This is a genomic window from Caldimonas sp. (genome assembly GCF_046291045.1).
Taxonomy (GTDB): domain Bacteria; phylum Pseudomonadota; class Gammaproteobacteria; order Burkholderiales; family Burkholderiaceae_C; genus Caldimonas.
Genome location: NZ_JBKBSL010000015.1, coordinates 31,926 through 49,133, shown reverse-complemented (window position 1 = coordinate 49,133; position 17,208 = coordinate 31,926). Strand labels below are relative to the sequence as shown.

Annotated in this window: 17 protein-coding genes; 13 read left to right on the top strand and 4 right to left on the bottom strand. The window is 70.9% G+C overall.

Translation table 11 applies throughout. The annotated features are described in order from the left end of the window. Positions 1–7: 7 nt before the first annotated feature. Positions 8–1,906, bottom strand: coding sequence for a DUF294 nucleotidyltransferase-like domain-containing protein (locus tag ACK4ZD_RS07445; protein ID WP_409660132.1), 1,899 nt, complete (start codon positions 1,904–1,906; stop codon positions 8–10). Between the two features lie 26 nt (positions 1,907–1,932). Then, on the bottom strand, positions 1,933–2,418 hold the full coding sequence (locus ACK4ZD_RS07440) for a type II secretion system protein N (protein WP_409660130.1): 486 nt from the start codon (positions 2,416–2,418) through the stop codon (positions 1,933–1,935). A gap of 132 nt (positions 2,419–2,550) precedes the next feature. Between ACK4ZD_RS07440 and gspG the strand changes: the two genes are divergently transcribed. The 12 genes from gspG to ACK4ZD_RS07380 all read left to right on the top strand — a co-directional run bounded on the left by gspG (position 2,551) and on the right by ACK4ZD_RS07380 (position 14,359). Continuing rightward, on the top strand, positions 2,551–3,003 hold the full coding sequence (gspG, locus tag ACK4ZD_RS07435) for a type II secretion system major pseudopilin GspG (protein ID WP_409660129.1): 453 nt from the start codon (positions 2,551–2,553) through the stop codon (positions 3,001–3,003). Between the two features lie 50 nt (positions 3,004–3,053). After that, positions 3,054–3,488: a prepilin-type N-terminal cleavage/methylation domain-containing protein gene (locus ACK4ZD_RS07430; RefSeq protein ID WP_409660127.1), complete on the top strand. Its 435-nt coding sequence runs from the start codon at positions 3,054–3,056 to the stop codon at positions 3,486–3,488. Next, positions 3,485–3,850, top strand: a complete 366-nt coding sequence (gspI, locus tag ACK4ZD_RS07425) for a type II secretion system minor pseudopilin GspI (protein WP_409660125.1) — start codon at positions 3,485–3,487, stop codon at positions 3,848–3,850. Before ACK4ZD_RS07430 ends, gspI begins: the two co-directional genes overlap by 4 nt. Position 3,851: 1 nt before the next feature. Continuing rightward, on the top strand, positions 3,852–4,463 hold the full coding sequence (locus ACK4ZD_RS07420) for a type II secretion system protein J (protein WP_409660124.1): 612 nt from the start codon (positions 3,852–3,854) through the stop codon (positions 4,461–4,463). Continuing rightward, positions 4,460–5,395: a type II secretion system minor pseudopilin GspK gene (gene gspK, locus ACK4ZD_RS07415; RefSeq protein ID WP_409660122.1), complete on the top strand. Its 936-nt coding sequence runs from the start codon at positions 4,460–4,462 to the stop codon at positions 5,393–5,395. Before ACK4ZD_RS07420 ends, gspK begins: the two co-directional genes overlap by 4 nt. A 176-nt stretch (positions 5,396–5,571) precedes the next feature. Continuing rightward, positions 5,572–6,828: a type II secretion system protein GspL gene (gspL, locus tag ACK4ZD_RS07410; RefSeq protein WP_409660120.1), complete on the top strand. Its 1,257-nt coding sequence runs from the start codon at positions 5,572–5,574 to the stop codon at positions 6,826–6,828. Continuing rightward, positions 6,825–7,328: a type II secretion system protein GspM gene (gene gspM / locus ACK4ZD_RS07405; RefSeq protein ID WP_409660118.1), complete on the top strand. Its 504-nt coding sequence runs from the start codon at positions 6,825–6,827 to the stop codon at positions 7,326–7,328. Before gspL ends, gspM begins: the two co-directional genes overlap by 4 nt. Further along, the gene (gspN, locus tag ACK4ZD_RS07400; protein ID WP_409660116.1) at positions 7,325–8,263 is read left to right on the top strand and encodes a type II secretion system protein N; all 939 of its coding nucleotides are present in this window, start codon (positions 7,325–7,327) and stop codon (positions 8,261–8,263) included. The genes gspM and gspN overlap by 4 nt, the downstream gene beginning before the upstream one ends. Beyond that, positions 8,260–10,497 carry a type II secretion system secretin GspD gene (gspD, locus tag ACK4ZD_RS07395; RefSeq protein ID WP_409660114.1) on the top strand — a complete coding sequence of 746 codons (2,238 nt, stop codon included), beginning with the start codon at positions 8,260–8,262 and terminating at the stop codon, positions 10,495–10,497. Before gspN ends, gspD begins: the two co-directional genes overlap by 4 nt. A 15-nt stretch (positions 10,498–10,512) precedes the next feature. Beyond that, positions 10,513–11,934, top strand: a complete 1,422-nt coding sequence (gspE, locus tag ACK4ZD_RS07390; protein WP_409660113.1) for a type II secretion system ATPase GspE — start codon at positions 10,513–10,515, stop codon at positions 11,932–11,934. Positions 11,935–11,938: 4 nt separating this feature from the next. Further along, positions 11,939–13,153: a type II secretion system inner membrane protein GspF gene (gene gspF, locus ACK4ZD_RS07385; protein ID WP_409660111.1), complete on the top strand. Its 1,215-nt coding sequence runs from the start codon at positions 11,939–11,941 to the stop codon at positions 13,151–13,153. Between the two features lie 213 nt (positions 13,154–13,366). Next, a complete protein-coding gene (locus tag ACK4ZD_RS07380) occupies positions 13,367–14,359 on the top strand; it encodes an AAA family ATPase (protein ID WP_409660109.1) in 993 nt (330 codons plus the stop codon). Positions 14,360–14,399: 40 nt separating this feature from the next. On the opposite strand, the gene pobA is transcribed toward ACK4ZD_RS07380, so the two are convergent. Next, a complete protein-coding gene (gene pobA, locus ACK4ZD_RS07375) occupies positions 14,400–15,578 on the bottom strand; it encodes a 4-hydroxybenzoate 3-monooxygenase (protein WP_409660107.1) in 1,179 nt (392 codons plus the stop codon). Positions 15,579–15,702: 124 nt separating this feature from the next. On the opposite strand from pobA, the gene ACK4ZD_RS07370 reads away from it, so the two are divergent. Next, the gene (locus ACK4ZD_RS07370) at positions 15,703–16,641 is read left to right on the top strand and encodes a helix-turn-helix domain-containing protein (protein WP_409660105.1); all 939 of its coding nucleotides are present in this window, start codon (positions 15,703–15,705) and stop codon (positions 16,639–16,641) included. Here ACK4ZD_RS07370 and ACK4ZD_RS07365 read toward each other — a convergent pair. Next, a complete protein-coding gene (locus tag ACK4ZD_RS07365; RefSeq protein WP_409660103.1) occupies positions 16,604–17,197 on the bottom strand; it encodes a DUF4136 domain-containing protein in 594 nt (197 codons plus the stop codon). The genes ACK4ZD_RS07370 and ACK4ZD_RS07365 overlap by 38 nt on opposite strands. Between the last annotated feature and the right edge of the window lie 11 nt (positions 17,198–17,208).

The window sequence follows — 17,208 nt, the reverse complement described above, 5'->3', positions numbered from 1 at the left end:
ACAGGCCTCAGCGCAGGTAGTCCAACTGCAGCCGCTGCTGCAGCCGCCGCGCCAGCCGGAAGGTTTCCTTGAGCATGCGGCGGTCGATGTCGTTGAGCTGGTTCACGTCGATGCGGTTGGGCTGCTCGGGCATCTCGTCGGCGCCGATCTGCACGCGCAGGCGCAGGGTCTGCAGGAACTCGAAGCCGGCGATCCAGGCCTGGCTTTCCTGGGGCTCCACGCCCATGGCCGGGGCGGCCTGCTCGATGCGCGCGCGTGTGCCGGTGGCGGTCACGCCATGGGCCAGCGCGTAGATGCGCGCCGCGGCCACGAAGATGGCCGCTCCCTGCATCTTGAGATCGATCCACTCGTGAGCACCGTCGCGGGCGGTGTCCAGGCCCCCCAGCCAGTTCAGCGGCACGCGGTGACGCAGCGCAAGCTCGCTCATCTGGCGCAAGAAGCGCGGCACCGCACGGGCGCGGCGATGCACGAGCTGGTGCATGGGGTCGAGCAGTGCGCCCTGGCCGGCCAGAGCGCGGAAGTCGAAGAAGATGCTGGCGTGCAGCAGATCTTCGGGGGCGCCATGCTCGATCCAGTGGTCGAAGCGAGCACACCATTCGCGCGGGCTCAGGCACCACTGGGGGTTCATCGCCATCACCCCGCCCTTGCACAGCGGATAGCCGCAGGCCGCCAGCCCCTGGTTGACGTCCTTGGCGAAGGCCAGCCAGCGCGCCCGGTCACGGTGCGGGTCGTCGCTGTCGAAGACCAGGCCGTTGTCCTGGTCGGTGGCGATGGTCTGTTCGCCGCGACCCTCGGAGCCCAGGGCGATCCAGCAGGCCCGCTCCATGTCCAGACCGTGGGCCTGGGCCATCAGATGCACCAGGCGCGCGGCCAGCACGTCGTTGAGATGGCTGACGAGTTCGGTGAGCTGGCGCGCGCGCAGGCCCTGGGCCAGCAGACTGCGCGCGAAGCGGCGGATGTCGGGAGCCACCGCCTGCAGCGCCGCCAGGTCGCGGGCGTGGCGCAGGTCGGAGCTGAGCTGCTTGAGCGACAGGCGCTGCAGCGCGAAGAGGTCGCGCTCGCTGACCAGGCCAACCAGCCGCTCGCCGTCGAGCACCGGCACATGGCGGATCCCATGGCGCGACATCAGCAGGGCCGCGTCCTGGGCCGTGTCGTGCACGGTCAGCGTGTGCACCGGCCGGGTCATCACCTCGGCGATCGGTGTGGACAGCGGCCGCTGCGCCAGCGCCACGCGGCCGAGCACGTCCTGACGGGTGAGGATGCCCTGCAGCCGGCCGGCGCCGTCGGTGACCAGCAGCGAGCCCAGGCGCTGATCGTGCATGCTGCGCAGGGCCTCGGCCAGTGGCGCGTCGGGCCGGCAGGTGACCGGCTGCCGGCGCACCAGGTGCCCGAGCGCCGTCTCGAAAGACTGCTCGGCCAGGGTGCGCGAGGCCGCATCGGCCTGGACGGCCCGGCGCGAAAGGGTCAGGTACTGCAGGATGCGCCCGCTGAGGAAGTCGGCAAACGGCGCACTGGCCGAGGCCACCGCATCGACGGCCTCGCGCGGGATGAGCAGGCACCAGCCTGGTTCGGTGGCGGTGTAGGTGGCGGTGACCGGCCGCCCGCCCATGAGCGCACCGACCGGAAAGACATCGCCGCTGTCGTACTGGAAGCCGGTGGTTTCCAGGTCGGCCAGGCCCCGTCGGCCGGTCACCGCCCCAGCCAGCACGGCATACAGGGTGTGGACGGGCCCGTCCTCGGGGCGGCGCAGTACCTGGCCGGGCACGCAACGCAGCAAGGTGGCGGCGTCGAGCAGCTGCTCGACATGGGCCGGCTGCATCTGCGAGAACGGCGGGTGCGGCTGCAGCACCGCCAGCCACTGCGCCCGCCCGGGACGCTCGGCGGGGGAGAGGGCCGGCGTGTCCATGGGCAGCGTGTGGCGATGGGCGAGGCTCAGGACGCCTGCCCCTCGGGGCGCGCCACCGGCAGGGTGCCGGTCTGTGCGGCCGGCAGCGGCGGCAGCTCCAGCGTGAGAGCCGCCGGCCCGTCGCGCGGGCCGAGGGCGGCGCTGCGATGGCCCAGGCTGAGCAGCACGAGTTCGCCATCGACGGCACTGCCCACCGTGTAGGCGCGCGGCGTCTTGCCGTCCACTGCGATGAGCGCCACACCGGGGCCCGCGCTGCCGGGCGCCGGCGCCATCAAGCCCAGCAGTTTGAAGCGGCTGCTCAGCGCGCTGGGGGCGGGGGCGGCCGGGCCGGATGGGCGGGGGCCGCCGCCCAGTAGACGCAACACCGAGGCAGCGCTGCCGGAGGACTGCGCCACGACGGTGCCGGCATGCGGCGGCACGGGCAGCGGCGAACTGCCCAGGCGCAGCGCCCAGAACACCGCACTGGCCGCAGCCAGGGCCCAGACGACGAAGGCACCGAGTTTGGCGAACATCGGGCCATTATGATTCACAAGACTCCCCGGCGGCAGTCCTGTCGCCGGGGGTGTGGTGCTCGCGCTATGCTGCGGGGGCGGCGCCGCCGGCGCCCCCCGCCTCCCGTCCGGTAGACCTGAACTGCAAGCTCCATGACTTCCATCCTGACCCTGCGGCACGGCCGCACTGCCCCTGCCGCAAGTCGCGGCTTCACGCTGATCGAGCTGATGGTGGTGCTGGTGGTGATCGGCATCCTGGCCGCACTGATCGTTCCCAACGTGCTCGACCGCGCCGACGACGCCCGCGTGACGGCCGCCCGCACCGACGTCAACAACCTGATGCAAGCGCTCAAGCTCTATCGCCTGGACAACCAGCGCTACCCCACGGCCGAGCAGGGCCTGCAGGCGCTGGTGGCCAAGCCCACCACGGCCCCGATCCCGCCGAACTGGAAGCCCTACCTCGACAAGCTGCCCAACGACCCCTGGGGACGCCCCTACCAGTACCTGAACCCCGGCGTGCGCGGCGAAATCGATGTGTTCAGCTTTGGGGCCGACGGCCAAGCCGGCGGCGACGGCCTGAACGCGGACATCGGCTCCTGGCAGTGAAACATCCCTCCTTCGCGCGCCGCTTGCTCGCAGCCTCGCAATCGCCGGGCGTGCGAGGGCTTCGCGCCGAGGCCGTCGGGCGTGGCTTCACGCTGCTGGAACTGCTGATCGTGGTGAGCCTGATGGCGGTGGTGGTGGGCACGGTCAGCCTGGCGGTGCGTGACCCGCAGGCCACCGCACTGGAACGTGAGGCCGAGCGTCTGGCGGCGCTGCTGGAGTCGGCGCGGGTCGAGTCCCGGGCCTCCGGCGTGGCCGTGCGCTGGGTGCCGACGGACGCAGGCTTTCGCTTCGTCGGCCTGCCCGAGAGCCTGGCGCTGCCCACCCACTGGCTGCATGAGGGGGTGCGTGCCGAGGTCTATGGGGCCGGCGGGCTGACACTCGGGCCGGATCCGCTGATCGGCCCGCAGCGCGTGACGCTCGCGCTGGAGGACCGGCGACTGACCGTGGCCACCGATGGCCTGCGGGCTTTTGCGATTGCCCCATGAAGCGCTCCTTGCTGCAAGGGTTCACACTGATCGAAGTGCTGGTGGCGCTGGCGGTGGTGGCGCTGGCGCTGTCGGCCGGCGTCAAGGCCGCTGGCGCGCTGAGCCACAATGCGCAGCGCCTGAGCGACAACATGGCCGCGCAGTGGTGCGCCGAGAATCAGTTGGCCAGCCTGGTGCTGGCACGGCAGTTCCCGTCGGTGGGCGATGCCAGCTTCGCCTGCGAGCAGGCCGGACAGACCTATGCGGGCCAGTTGCAGATCCGGCCCACGCCGAACCCCAACTTTCGCCGCGTCGATGCCCGCATCAGCACGCCCGAGGGGCAGCCACTGGTGACCTTGTCGACCATCCTGCCCCGTTACTGAGATGCGCCGGCGCCAAGGCTTCACGCTGATCGAGGTGCTTGTCACCGTCGCCATCCTGGCCATCGTGGCCGGGCTGGCCTGGCGCGGGGTGGACGGCATCGTGCGCACCAAGGAGATTGCCGAGGCCCGGCTCGACCAGGTGCTGCGCCTGAACACCGTGCTGGCCCAATGGGAAGCCGACCTCGCCGCGCTGCACGACACCCGGGTGGTGCCCGCCCTGAGTTTCGACGGCGGCGCCGCACGGCTGACGCGGCGCAGCGAGCACGGCGTGCAAATGGTGGTGTGGACCTTGCGGGGCCGGCAATGGCACCGCTGGGCCAGCGCGCCGGTGACGCGCCGCGCCGAGCTGCAAGATGCCTGGATGCGCTCGTTGCAACTGCTCGGCGGCGAGCCGGGCGATCTGGCCGCCTTGCCCGGCGTGGGGCAGTGGCAGCTCTACTTCTGGCGCAACAACGCCTGGACGAACCCGCAGTCCACCGGCGACCAGTCGGCCGGCGACCCGCGCGCCCAGGCCCTGCCCCAGGGGGTGCGGCTGGTGCTGACGCTGGCGCCCGAATCGGGCCTGTCCGGCGAGGTCACGCGCGACATCGTGTTGCGTCTGAGGGCCGAATGATGCGCCGACGACGACCCCGCGGGGCCGCGCTGCTGACGGCGATGATCATCGTGACCCTGGTGGCCACGCTGGCCAGCAGCATGCTGTGGCGGCAGTGGCGTTCGGTGCAGATCGAGTCGGCCGAGCGCAGCCGCGCCCAATCGTCGTGGATCCTCGCCGGTGCGCTGGACTGGGCCCGGCTCATCCTGCGCGAAGACCGCCGCTCGGGCTCGGTCGATCACCTGTCCGAGCCTTGGGCGACACCGCTGGCCGAGGCTCGGCTGTCCACTTTCCTGGCCGCCAACCCGGGCGACACCGATGCGGCGCCCGACGCCTTCCTGGCCGGCCGCTTGAGCGACCTGCAGGGCCGCTTCAACCTCACCAACCTGGCACAGCCTGCCGATGCCGCGCTGCCGCACCGGCAGGCGCTGGAACGTCTGTGTGAGCTGCTGCATGTGGACGCGAGCACGGCCCAGGTCTTGGCCGAAGGGATGGCTGCACACACCCGCGATCAGGAGACCGTCGCCGACGTCCCTTTGATGCCCCCCTCGCCAGAACACTTGGGATGGCTGGGACTGGACGCCGCCACGGTGGCCCGGCTCGCGCCCTATCTGACCGTGCTGCCGCGACCCACGCCGATCAACCTGAACACCGCCTCGCGCGAGGTGCTGGCCGCGGTGCTGGGCGTGGACCTGGCCAGCGCCGACCGGCTGGTGCAGCACCGCCAGCGCACGCCGTTTCGCAGCGCGGGCGAGGCCAGCCCCCTGCTGCCGCCGGGAACGAACCTGGCGGACCAGCAGGTCGCAGTCAGTTCGGACTTTTTCGAAGTGGTGGGGCAGTTGCGCATCGACCAGCGTGCCGTCCAAGAGCGCTCGCTGGTCGAGCGCCGGGGGCTGCAGGTCGTCTCGCTGTGGCGGGAACGCCGTGCCCTGGTGCTCGATGAGGGACGCTGAGCGCCCCCTCGTTCATGGGCCGGCGGACGCCAGCCAGGGACAACCCGCGACAATTCTTCACACCGGGGGTGAAGGGATGCGCATAATGCGTTGATTTCAAACGCCTTGATGCTTGCCCGGTGGGCGCGCCTGACTGGGTGTGCGCGGCCTCGCATCGAACCGATGGATCTCCCGGTATGAGTCTGCTCGTCATCTCGCTGGCCCCCAGGCCGCGCTTGAGCCCCCGCAGCGGCACTGCGGCCGGCGAAGCGGCCCCGGCACTGCGCGCACCGGCCGAGTTCGACTACGTGCTCAGCCGCGACGGTGTCCTGGTCGGCCGGCACGGACGCTGCGCCCCGGCGCTGATGCCACGCGCCGACGCGGTCGTGGCCGTGGCCCCGGCCGCCGATCTCGCCTGGCACCGGGTCAGCCTGCCCAAGGCCCCGCAGGCCCGCATGCGTGCCGCCCTGGCCGGGCTGCTCGAGGAAGCCTTGCTGGAAGACCTGGAGGACGCTCACCTGGCCGTGGCCCCCGGGGCGTCGGCCGCAGCGCCGACCTGGGTGGTGGCGACGCACCGCGGCTGGCTTGCGCTGCAACTGGGCGTGCTGGAGGCCGCCGGGATCGTGGTCGACCGTGTCGTGCCCCAGGCCGAGCCCGGGGATCCTCCGCGGGGACATTTCGAGCTCGTCGACCCGGCCGACGACCGGGCCCTCGGCCTGGTGTGGTCGCGCCCCGACGGGGTGCTGGCGCTGCGTCCGACGGGCAGCCTGATGCGGCATTGGCTGAACGGTGCCGGCGAAGATCCCTCGGCCATCGTCTGGAGCGCCGAGCCTGCGGCCGTGGCGGCGGCCGAACAGGTGCTGGGCCAGCCGGTGGAGGTGCTGCCGCGTCCGGAGGCGGCGCTGCAGGCGGCGCAGTCGGCCTGGAACCTGCGCCAGTTCGATCTGAGCAGCCGCCCCCGCGGCGTGCGGGCGCTGCGCAAGGGCTGGCACACCTTCAGGGCGCCGGCCTGGCGGCCCGTGCGGCTGGGCTTGGCGGCGCTGCTGGGCATCCAGCTCGTGGGGCTCAATGCCTGGGCCTGGAAGCAACGCCACGACCTGCAGGCGCTGCGCGCCGAGCAGGCCGCGCTGCTGCAGGCCACCTTCCCGCACGTGCGCGCCGTGCTCGACGCCCCGGTGCAGATGCAGCGTGAGACCGAGCTGCTACGATCCCGAGCGGGCCGCCCCGGAGAGACCGATCTCGAACCCATGCTTCAGGCCGTGGCCGGCGCCTGGCCGCAGGGCCGGGTGCTCGAAGGACTGCGTTTCGAGCCCGGTCAACTCACCCTGGCCGTAGGCGGCTGGCCCGATGAGGATCTTGCCGAGTTCGCGCAGCAGTTGGAGCCGGAGGGCTGGACCGTCGAACGCAACGGGTCGCAGGTCACCGTGCGACGCGCCGCAGGAGGGCGCTCATGACGCTGGACGACCTGCGCCAACAGTGGCAGCAGCAGATGCGCTCGCGCTGGGGCGCGCTGGACGAACGTGAACGCCGCCTGGTGCGGTTGGCCGGCGTGCTGGTGCTGCTGGCGCTGCTGTGGTGGGTGGGGTTGCAGCCGGCCCTGCGCACGCTGCGCGACACCCCTCAGCGCCTGGCCGACGTGAGCACCCAGACCCAGCACATGCTGCGCCTGGCGCAGGAGGCGCGGGAACTGCGCGACGCCCCCCCGGTGGCGGCCGCCCAGGCCGCACGCGCCTTGCAGGCCGCCGCCGAACGATTGGGGCCGGCTGCACGCCTGAACCTGCAGGGATCCCAGGCCACGCTGGTCGTGCAGGGCCTGCCCGGCGACGTCCTGTGGGCCTGGCTGGGCGAGGCACGAAGCGCCGCGCGAGCGCGGCCAGTGGATGTGCAGCTCACCCGCAGCGGCAACGGCTACAGCGGCACCGTCGTGTTGGTGCTCGGTGGAGACGCCCCATGAGCTGGCTCACCGCACGCCTGGGACGCTGGCGCGATGCCCGCCAGGCGGCCTCGCGCTTCGGCGTCTCGCAGTTCGGGGCCTCTCGCTTCGGCCATTCGCGTTTCCCGAACTCCCGCCTGGACTCGGCCGCCAGCGCCGCCGCGCGGGCCCGCCAGGCCAGCCTGCGCCGCTGGGGCTGGGCCGGGGCCGTCTGCGGTGCGCTGCTGGCGCTGCTGCTGTACGCCCCGGCCACCTGGCTGGCCTCGGCGGTGGCGGCAGCCAGTGGTCAGCGCGTGTTGCTGGCCCAGGCTCAAGGCACCGTGTGGAACGGCCAAGCGGTGCTGGTGCTGTCCGGCGGCCCGGGCAGCCGCGACGCCACCGCCCTGCCCGGTCACCTGCACTGGACGCTGCGGCCCGCGGGGCTGGGCGCGATGGTGCGGCTGCGCCAGGCGTGCTGTCTGAACGGCGAGGTGGGCCTGCGCGTGCAGTTCGGCTGGTCGCGCCTGTCAGTGCAACTGCAGCCCCAGTCGGGCTGGACAGGCCAGTGGCCCAGCGCCCTCCTCGGCGGCCTGGGCACGCCGTGGAATACGCTGAAACTCGGCGGCGCGCTGCGGCTGTCCAGTCCCGGTCTCACGCTGGAAGGCACGGCCGGGCGCTGGCTGGTGCAGGGCCGTGCCGACCTCGACATCCTCAACGCCTCCTCGCCACTGGTCACGCTCAGCCAGTTGGGCAGCTACCGCCTGAGCCTGTTCAGCAACGAGCAGGGCCAGGTGCAGATCGTCCTGTCCACGCGCGAAGGCGCGCTGCAGCTCAGCGGTGATGGCCTTTGGGGGCCGAGCGGCGTACGCTTCCGGGGCGAAGCCCGCGCCGGCGAGGGCTTCCAGGACGCCCTGGACAATCTCCTGAACATCATCGGGCGGCGCGACGGCGCGCGCTCGGTCATCTCGATCGGATGAGCATGAAACGCACTCCTCTGGCCCGACGTGGCACCCAGGTCCTGTGCGCGGCCCTGGCCGCCGGCCTCCTGGCCCTGGGCACTCCCCCAGTCGCGCGGTCGCAGCAGCCCGCAGCCGAAGCCGCCGGCCAGGTCACGCTGAACTTCGTCAACGCCGAGATCGACGGTGTGGCCCGCGCGATGGGGCTGATCCTGCGCCGCCAGTTCGTCATCGACCCGCGCGTGAAGGGGCAGATGACGCTGTACAGCGAGCAGCCCATGAGCCGCTCGGAGGCCTATGTGAGCTTCCTGGCCGCGCTGCGGGGCCTGGGCTTTGCCGTGGTGGAGGTCGAGGGCCTGTACAAGATCGTGCCCGAGGCCGACGCCAAGCTGCAGACCGGCGTGGTGTCCGCGGGGCCTGGCGTGGCCGCACGCGGCGACACCATCCTCACCCAGATCTTCCGCATCCAGCACGAGAACGCGAACAACCTCGTCACCATCCTGCGTCCGCTGATCAGCCCGAACAACACGATCAACGTGAACCCGGGCAACAACTCGCTGGTCATCACCGACTATGCCGACAACCTGCGGCGCCTGTCGCGCATCATCGCCGCGCTGGACATGCCCAATGCCACCGACGTGGAGATCATCCCGCTGCAGCACGCGGTGGCGGCCGACGTGGCCGTGCTCGTGCAGCGCCTGCTCGACCAGCAGACCGCCCCGGGCGTGACGGCCGCCCCGCCCCCCGCCCCCGGCGCGCCCGGTGGGGCCCAGGCCGTGGCCGGCGGCAGCACCTCGGCGGGGACCGTGCTGGCCGACTCGCGCACCAACGCCCTGCTGGTGCGTGCAGCCAACCCGGCCCGTCTGGCCCTGATCCGCTCGATCGTCGCCAAGCTCGACGTGCCCGGCGCCGCGGGCGCGGGCGGCAGCAACATCCACGTGGTCTATCTGAAGAACGCCGACGCGGTGCGCCTGGCCCAGGTCCTGCGCGCCGCCTTCCCGAGCGATGGCCGCGGGGGAGCCGCCTCGGGCGGCGGCACGCTCACCGGTGCACCCGCCACCCCCACCGGCGCCAGCCTGGCAGGCATGGGCGGCGGCAGCGGCGTCAGCTCCCCCCAGGCCACCGCCCCGGTGGCGGCCGCAGCGCAGCCGTCCACCGGCGGTTTCATCCAGGCCGACCCGGCGACCAACTCGCTGATCATCACCGCCCCCGACCCGCTGTACCGCCAGTTGCGCGCGGTGATCGACCAGCTCGACTCACGGCGCGCCCAGGTCTACGTCGAGACGATGATCGTTGAGGTCAACGCCACCAAGGCCGCCGACGTGGGCTTCCAGTGGCAGGGGCTGCTGGGCAAGGAAGGCGACAAATGGGGCCTGATCGGCGGGACCAACTTCGGCACCGGGGGCAACAACATCATCCAGCTCTCGCTGGCCGCCGCCACCGGCGGGCAAAGCGGTGCACTGCCCTCGGCCGGGCTGAACGTGGGCATCGTGCGCAATTTCCTGGGCACCTACACGCTGGCTGGCTTGGCCCGCTTCCTGGAGCAGAACGTGGACGGCAACATCCTGTCCACGCCCAACCTCGTGACCCTGGACAACGAGGAAGCCAAGATCACCATCGGCCAGAACGTGCCCTTCGTCACGGGTCAGTTCACCAACACCGGCACCGGCAGCGGCGCGGTCAACCCCTTCCAGACCATCGAGCGCAAGGACGTGGGCATCACGCTGCGCGTCAAGCCCCAGATCGGCGAGAACGGCACGGTGCGCCTGTCGATCTACCAGGAGGTCTCCAGCGTGGTGAACCAGAACGTCTCGCGCGGCGTGGCCGACGCCACGGCGGGGCTGGTCACCAACAAGCGCTCGATCGAATCGAGCGTGGTGGTGGATGACGGCCAGATCATCGTGCTGGGCGGGCTGATGCAGGACCAGTTCACCGACAACCGGGACAAAGTGCCGGTGCTGGGTGACGTGCCGGTGCTGGGCGGCCTGTTCCGCAGCGAGAACCGCTCGCGCGTGAAGACCAACCTGATGGTCTTCCTGCGCCCGGTGGTGATGCGCGACCAGGATGCCTCCAACCGTCTCTCGCTGGACCGCTACGACCAGATCCGCGCGCAGCAGATCGCCACCCAGCCGCCGCCACGCGCGCTGCTGCCGGTCAACGAAGCGCCCGTGCTGCCCGCGCGCGAGCTGCCGCCACCGGCCGATGCGGCCACACCGCCCGCCCCCGCACCGGCCACCCCCCAGCCGGTGAACTGAGAGGCGCCCCCCGCCATGGCCGCCCGCCACCCCCTGCCCTACGCCTTTGCCAAGGCGCACCACCTGCTGCTGGAAGACGATGGCCAGCAGCTCACGCTATGGGCCGATGCCCAGGCCGCCGTGCCGGCCCTGTCCGAAGTGCTGCGCCATTTCCAGGTGGACCGCTTCGAACACGAACCCCAGGCCAGCCTCGCCCAGCGCATCGCCGCGGCCTATGCCGGCGGCGAGTCGAGCGCCGCGGCGGTCGTGGGCGAGGTCGAAAGCGCCGTGGACCTCTCGCGCATGATGCAGGACCTGCCCGCCGTCGAGGACCTGCTGGAGGCCGCCAACGATGCGCCCATCATCCGCATGCTCAATGCCCTGCTCACGCAGGCGGCCAAGGACGGCGCAAGCGACATCCACATCGAACCCTACGAGCGCAGCTCCTCGGTGCGCTTCCGCGTGGACGGCACGCTGCGCGAGGTGGTGCAGCCCAACAAGGCCTTGCATGCCGCGTTGATCTCGCGCCTGAAGATCATGGCCGAACTCGACATTGCCGAGAAGCGCCTGCCCCAGGACGGGCGCATCTCGCTGCGCATCGGCGGGCGCGGCGTGGACGTGCGGGTGTCCACGCTGCCCTCGGCCCATGGCGAGCGTGCGGTACTGCGTCTGCTCGACAAGGGCGACACGCGCTTCACGCTGGAAAGCCTGGGTATGGGCGGCGACACCCTGGCGCGCTTTTCGCGCCTGATCGACCAGCCCCATGGCATCGTGCTCGTCACCGGCCCCACCGGCTCGGGCAAGACGACCACGCTGTACGCGGCCCTGGGACGCATCGACACCAGCACCACCAATGTGCTGACGGTGGAAGACCCGATCGAATACGAGCTGCCCGGCATCGGCCAGACCCAGGTCAACGCCAAGATCGACCTGACCTTCGCCAAGGCCCTGCGCGCCATCTTGCGCCAGGACCCGGACGTGATCATGATCGGCGAGATCCGCGACTTCGAGACCGCGCAGATCGCCATCCAGGCCTCGCTCACCGGCCACCTGGTGCTGGCCACGCTACACACCAACGATGCGCCCTCGGCCGTCACCCGCCTGATCGACATGGGCATCGAGCCCTTCCTGCTGAGTTCCAGCCTGCTGGGCGTGTTGGCCCAGCGCCTGGTGCGCAAGCTGTGCCCGCACTGCAAGCGCCAGGACGAGTCCGGACGCTGGCATCCCGTGGGCTGCAAGGAATGCGGCATGACGGGTTACAAGGGACGCACCGGCGTGTACGAGCTGATGGTGGCCGACGACAAGGTGCGCGCGCTCATCCACAGCCGCGCCGCCGAATCGCAGCTCTTCGTGGCCGCCGAGCAAGGTGGCCTGCGCACCATGCGAGAGGACGGCGAGCGCCTCGTGCGCGCCGGCGTCACCTCGCTGGAAGAGGTGCTGCGCGTGACGCGGGACTGAGCTCATGCCGGCCTACCGCTTCGAAGCCCTCGACGCCGCCGGACGCACCAGCACCGGCTTGATCGAGGCCGACAACGCCAAGGCCGCGCGCGCTCAGCTGCGCGCTCAGAAGCTCGTGCCCCTGTCGGTGAGCACCGTCAGCGCCGCCGCCAACGACACCGGCACCCTCCGTCTGCGCGGCAAGGTCTTCAGTTCCACCGCCCTGGCGATCTGGACCCGCCAGTTGGCCGGACTGGTCAGCTCGGGGCTGCCGCTGGAACGCGCGCTCACCGCCCTGGCCGACGAGGCCGAAGACCCGCGCCAGCGCGAACTGGTGGCCCACCTGCGCAGCGAGGTCAACGCCGGCGCCCCGTTTGCCAAAGCCTTGGGGACGGCCCCGCGCGAGTTCGACGAGATTTACCGGGCCGTGGTGGCCGCCGGCGAGCAAAGCGGTGGCCTGGGCCGGGTGCTCGAGAAGCTCGCCGACGACCTGGAGGAGCGCCAGGCCCTGAAGGCCCGGCTCGTCGCAGCGGCGCTGTACCCGGCGATCGTGTCGCTGGTGGCCGTGGTCATCGTGGTCTTCCTGGTCACCTACGTGGTGCCGCAGGTGGCCTCGGTGTTCACCGGCAGCAAGCGCGCCCTGCCCTGGCTCACGGTGGCCATGCTGGCCGTCAGCGACTTCGTTCGCCACTGGGGCTGGCTGGCGGCGCTGGGGCTGGCCGGCGGGGCCGCGCTGCTGGCCTACGGCCTGCGCCACGAGACCTTCCGCGAAAGCTTCGACGCGGCCTGGCTGCGCCTGCCGCTGCTGGGCCGGCTCTCGCGCGGCTACAACGCCGCCCGCTTTGCCGGCACGCTGGCCATGCTGGCCGGCGCGGGCGTACCCATCCTGAAAGCGCTGCAAGCCGCGGCCGAGACCCTGGGCAACCGCGCGATGCGTGCCGACGCGCTCGACGCCCTGGTGCAGGTGCGCGAAGGGGCCCCGCTGGCCTCGGCGCTGGGGGCCAAGAAGCGCTTCCCCGGGCTGCTGGCGATGTTCATCCGCCTGGGCGAGCAGACCGGCACCCTGCCCACGATGCTGGCCCGGGCGGCCGCTCAGCTCGGCCAGGAGGTGCAGCGCCGAGCGATGCAACTGGCCACGGTCCTGGAGCCGCTGCTCATTGTGGGCATGGGCGTGGTCGTCATGCTCATCGTGCTGGCGGTGCTGCTACCCATCATCCAGCTCAACACCTGGGTGAAGTGAAGCCCCCGCGAGCGAGCGCGCCAGACATCCCGGGCCAGGGCCTGACAAGGCCCTGGAGCACGGTCGGGCTTTGGCTTGTGCGAATCTTCACGTCATGCGGACCGGGCATGGCTCGTGCTTGCAACAGGCGGGGGTTTTCCTGTTTGTTCCGTGGTTGCGCCCCGCTAGGCTTTGTTGCAATGAGTCGACCGGCCGCAGCAGTGGAGGTTGCCGATGAGCTCGCATGATCTGGTCCCCGTGCGGGACGCCACCATCCCGATCGCGCACATGCGCAGCGTCTACCGCGTCAGCGACGTGGAGCGCCGACTGGACAAGCTGCCGCAGAAGGAACATGAACACCTGCGTGCCACCTACGAGCGCATGATCGAGCGCGGCCCCGAGCGCTTCCAGGTCAAGCCCTCGGGCCTGCCGGTGATGGCCTCGCTCTATGACGAACTGCCCAATTTCGCCGAGGTGCTCGACGACGTGAAGCGCCAGCTCGCGCTGTGCGAGGACAGCCGAGACGCGCTGGAGATCACGCCGATGCTGCTGCTGGGCCCCCCGGGCGTGGGCAAGACGCACTTCGCGCGGCGGCTGTCGCAACTGCTGGGCACGGGCATGGGGTTCGTCGCGATGAGCTCGCTCACCGCCGGCTGGGTGCTCTCGGGCGCTTCGTCGCAATGGAAGGGCGCCCGCGCCGGCAAGGTTTTCGAGACCCTGGTGGAGGGCCAGTACGCGAACCCGGTCATCGTCGTCGACGAGATCGACAAGGCCTCGGCCGAATCGAGCTACGACCCGCTGGGGTCGCTATACAGCCTGCTCGAACACGACACCGCCGGCAGCTTCACCGACGAGTTTGCCGAGGTGCCCATCGATGCCAGCCAGGTCATCTGGGTGGCCACGGCCAACGACGAGCGGGCCATTCCCGAGCCCCTGCTGAACCGGATGAACGTTTACAACGTGCCCGCGCCCGACCGCGAGGCGGCGCGCAAGATCGCGCTGCGCCTGTATGCGTCGATCCGAGCCGAGCACGACTGGGGCGCACGCTTCGAGCCCGAGCCGCTGGAGGCCGTGCTCGACCGCCTGGCCGAATTGGCCCCGCGCGAGATGCGCCGCGCCTGGATGACGGCCTTCGGCAACGCCAAGCTCGATCGGCGCAGTCGCATCGAGGTGCGCGATCTGCCCGACCTCGGGCCGCGCCGGACGACGATCGGCTTCGTGCACTGAGGATCGCGCTGCTGCGGCCCGTCGCGAGGGCTCACGCGCCTCAGGCCTCCAGCGGCAACCCGACGTAGTTCTCGGCCAGTGCGGTGGAGGCCGCGCGCGAGCCCACGAGGTAGTCGAGTTCGGCCTCCTGGATCTTGCGGCCGAAGTCGCCGTTGTCGGGGAAGTGGTGCAGCAGGCTCGTCATGTACCAGGAGAAGCGCTCGGCCTTCCACACGCGGCGCAGGCATTTCTCGGAGTAGTGGTCGATGCCGGCGCTGCTGCGCTCCTGGTAGTACTCGATGAAGGCGCGCGAGAGGTAGCCCACGTCGGAGGCGGCCAGGTTCAGGCCCTTGGCCCCGGTGGGCGGCACGATGTGGGCCGCATCGCCGGCCAGGAACAGACGGCCAAAGCGCATGGGTTCGGCCACGAAGCTGCGCAGCGGGGCGATGCTCTTCTCGATCGAAGGGCCGGTCACCAGCGACTGTGCAGCCTGCGGATCCAGCCGGCGGCGCAACTCGTCCCAGAAGCGCTCGTCGCTCCAGTCCTCGACCTTCTCGCCCAGCGGCACCTGCACGTAGTGACGGCTGCGCGTGGGGCTGCGCATGCTGCACAGCGCAAAGCCGCGTTCGTGGTGGGTGTAGATGAGCTCGTCGCTGACCGGCGGGGTATCCGACAGGATGCCCAACCAGCCGAAGGGGTAGACGCGCTCGAAGGTCTGGATCGCGCCCTCGGGCACGCTGGCGCGGCTCACACCATGGTAGCCGTCGCAGCCGGCGATGAAGTCGCACTCGATCTCGTGCGTCACGCCATCCTTGTCGTAGCGCACGCGCGGGTGCTCGGTGTCGAAGCCGTGCAGGCTGACGTTGGCCGCCTCGTACACCGTGGTCAGGCCTTCGGCACGGCGGGCGTCCATCAGGTCGCGGGTGATCTCTGTCTGGCCATAGACCCGCACGGACTTGCCGCCCGTCAAGCCGGTGAGGTCGATGCGATGGCGCGCTCCTTTGAAGCACAGCTCGATGCCGTGATGCACCAGACCCTCGCGGTGCATGCGCTCACCCACTCCGGCCTGGTCCAGCAGATCCTGGGTGACCTGCTCAATGATGCCGGCACGGATGCGGCCGAGCACGTAGTCGGGGCTGCGCTGCTCCAGGATGACGGCGTCGATGCCGGCCCGGTACAGCAACTGGCCGAGCAGCAGGCCTGAAGGGCCGGCGCCGACGATGGCAACTTGCACGCGCATGGAAGGTCTCCTGGCAGGTCAGGGCGGGTTGATTTGTCTCAAGCTTAGTGAGGCCTTGGCCGGGGTGAAATGGACGCGCCGGACAATTATTTGCACAATCCGAACATCCACAGCCCCTGCAAGCATGGCCACCCGGGTTCCCACCTACGCACTCTACGGCGAGCAGGATCAACCCCTGATTCCCGAGAGCCTGCACGTCGAGTCCATCGCCCAGCGCAGCCGGCTCTACGACTGGGAGATCCGGCCGCATCGGCATGATCTTTTCGCACAGATCCTGTGCTTGCGCACCGGGCAGGGCGAGGTGGTGTTCGACGACGAGCGGCGGCCCTATGTCGCACCGTGCGTGGTCTTCGTGCCGGCGCTGACGGTGCACGGCTTTCGCTTCTCGACCGACACCGACGGTGTCATCGTGACCGTGGTGGCCCAGCGCCTGCAGGCCCTGCTGCACGCCGAGCCCGATCTGGAAGCGCGGCTGGCGCGTGCGCAGTGCCTGAGCTTCGAGCCGCAGGCCCCGGCCTTCCAGGCACTGGACGAAGCGGTGCGCGCGCTGACGGCCGAGACCCAGGGGCACGCCCCCTGGCGCATGACGGCCCTCACGGCCGCGCTCGGCATGGTGCTGGTGCGCCTGGGCCGGGCCCTGGAGACCGCCGGCGCACACGGTGCACAGCCGCCGTCGCGCAGCCTGCAGCATGTGCAGCGCTTCCGTGCGCTGGTGGAACAGCACTACCGGGCGCAGCACCCCCTGTCGTTCTATGCCCGGCAACTGGGCATCACCACCACCCAGCTCAACCGCGTGTGCCGCGAGGTGCTGCGCACCTCGGCCCTGGGCGCGTTGCACGAGCGGCTGCTGCTGGAGGCCAAGCGCGACCTCGCCTACACGCAGCTCAGCGTGAAGGAGATCGCATTGACCCTGGGCTTTGCCGATGCGGCGTACTTCACGCGCTTCTTCACGCAGCACACCGGGTGGCCGCCACGACGCTTCCGCGAACTGGCCCGGCACCAGCTCGCGGACCAGGAGGCCCGGCTCAGCGGGGAATCTCGATCCGCACGCGGCGCGGACTGATCGCCGGCTGCGGGAAGTCCTTCATCGCGGCCTCGAAGAGCGTGCCTCGCACCGCCTCGTCGGCCCAGCGGCCGTCGTGGCGGGCGCTGGTCTCGTACAGCACCCGCTGCGTGCGCGCGTCGCGGATCAGCACCGAGACGTCCTGGACATAGTAGGGCTGCGGGGCATAGAAGCTCAGGCCCAGGCTGGCGCCCCGGTGGTAGCGCCCGCCGTAGAACAGGCCCGTGTTCCAGCCCCAGGGATAGGGGTCGTCCCAGGGCGCCCGGTCGTAGCGGGTCAGGCGGCTGGCCACCTGGATCGCATACTCCGGCGTCGTGCCGGGCGCGGCCAGGGTGAAGCCTGCTTTCTGCAGCGCCGGCAGCGCAGCGGCCTCCACGGCATCCTGCCGGGCGGCCTGGGCCTGCTGGGAGGGCAGGCGCTCGAAGTGGAAGCTGCCGGGAGCCCGGCCGGAGGGCCACTGCGAGTGGCTGTTCACGTCGCTTTCGATCAGGCGCATGCCGGCGCAGCCGCCCAGCAGCAGCACTGCAGCCATCGCCCACCACATCGTCCAGCGCATCTCGGGTCTCC

What these genes read in the sequence shown, in the direction of transcription:
- gspL (WP_409660120.1), top strand. Translation starts at nt 5,572, where the DNA reads ATGAGTCTGCTCGTCATCTCGCTGGCCCCCAGGCCGCGCTTGAGCCCC.
- pobA (WP_409660107.1), bottom strand. Translation starts at nt 15,578, where the DNA reads ATGCGCGTGCAAGTTGCCATCGTCGGCGCCGGCCCTTCAGGCCTGCTG.
- gspK (WP_409660122.1), top strand. Translation starts at nt 4,460, where the DNA reads ATGATGCGCCGACGACGACCCCGCGGGGCCGCGCTGCTGACGGCGATG.
- ACK4ZD_RS07370 (WP_409660105.1), top strand. Translation starts at nt 15,703, where the DNA reads ATGGCCACCCGGGTTCCCACCTACGCACTCTACGGCGAGCAGGATCAA.
- ACK4ZD_RS07380 (WP_409660109.1), top strand. Translation starts at nt 13,367, where the DNA reads ATGAGCTCGCATGATCTGGTCCCCGTGCGGGACGCCACCATCCCGATC.
- gspI (WP_409660125.1), top strand. Translation starts at nt 3,485, where the DNA reads ATGAAGCGCTCCTTGCTGCAAGGGTTCACACTGATCGAAGTGCTGGTG.
- gspD (WP_409660114.1), top strand. Translation starts at nt 8,260, where the DNA reads ATGAGCATGAAACGCACTCCTCTGGCCCGACGTGGCACCCAGGTCCTG.
- ACK4ZD_RS07445 (WP_409660132.1), bottom strand. Translation starts at nt 1,906, where the DNA reads ATGGACACGCCGGCCCTCTCCCCCGCCGAGCGTCCCGGGCGGGCGCAG.
- gspM (WP_409660118.1), top strand. Translation starts at nt 6,825, where the DNA reads ATGACGCTGGACGACCTGCGCCAACAGTGGCAGCAGCAGATGCGCTCG.
- gspE (WP_409660113.1), top strand. Translation starts at nt 10,513, where the DNA reads ATGGCCGCCCGCCACCCCCTGCCCTACGCCTTTGCCAAGGCGCACCAC.
- gspN (WP_409660116.1), top strand. Translation starts at nt 7,325, where the DNA reads ATGAGCTGGCTCACCGCACGCCTGGGACGCTGGCGCGATGCCCGCCAG.
- ACK4ZD_RS07440 (WP_409660130.1), bottom strand. Translation starts at nt 2,418, where the DNA reads ATGTTCGCCAAACTCGGTGCCTTCGTCGTCTGGGCCCTGGCTGCGGCC.
- ACK4ZD_RS07420 (WP_409660124.1), top strand. Translation starts at nt 3,852, where the DNA reads ATGCGCCGGCGCCAAGGCTTCACGCTGATCGAGGTGCTTGTCACCGTC.
- ACK4ZD_RS07365 (WP_409660103.1), bottom strand. Translation starts at nt 17,197, where the DNA reads ATGCGCTGGACGATGTGGTGGGCGATGGCTGCAGTGCTGCTGCTGGGC.
- gspF (WP_409660111.1), top strand. Translation starts at nt 11,939, where the DNA reads ATGCCGGCCTACCGCTTCGAAGCCCTCGACGCCGCCGGACGCACCAGC.
- gspG (WP_409660129.1), top strand. Translation starts at nt 2,551, where the DNA reads ATGACTTCCATCCTGACCCTGCGGCACGGCCGCACTGCCCCTGCCGCA.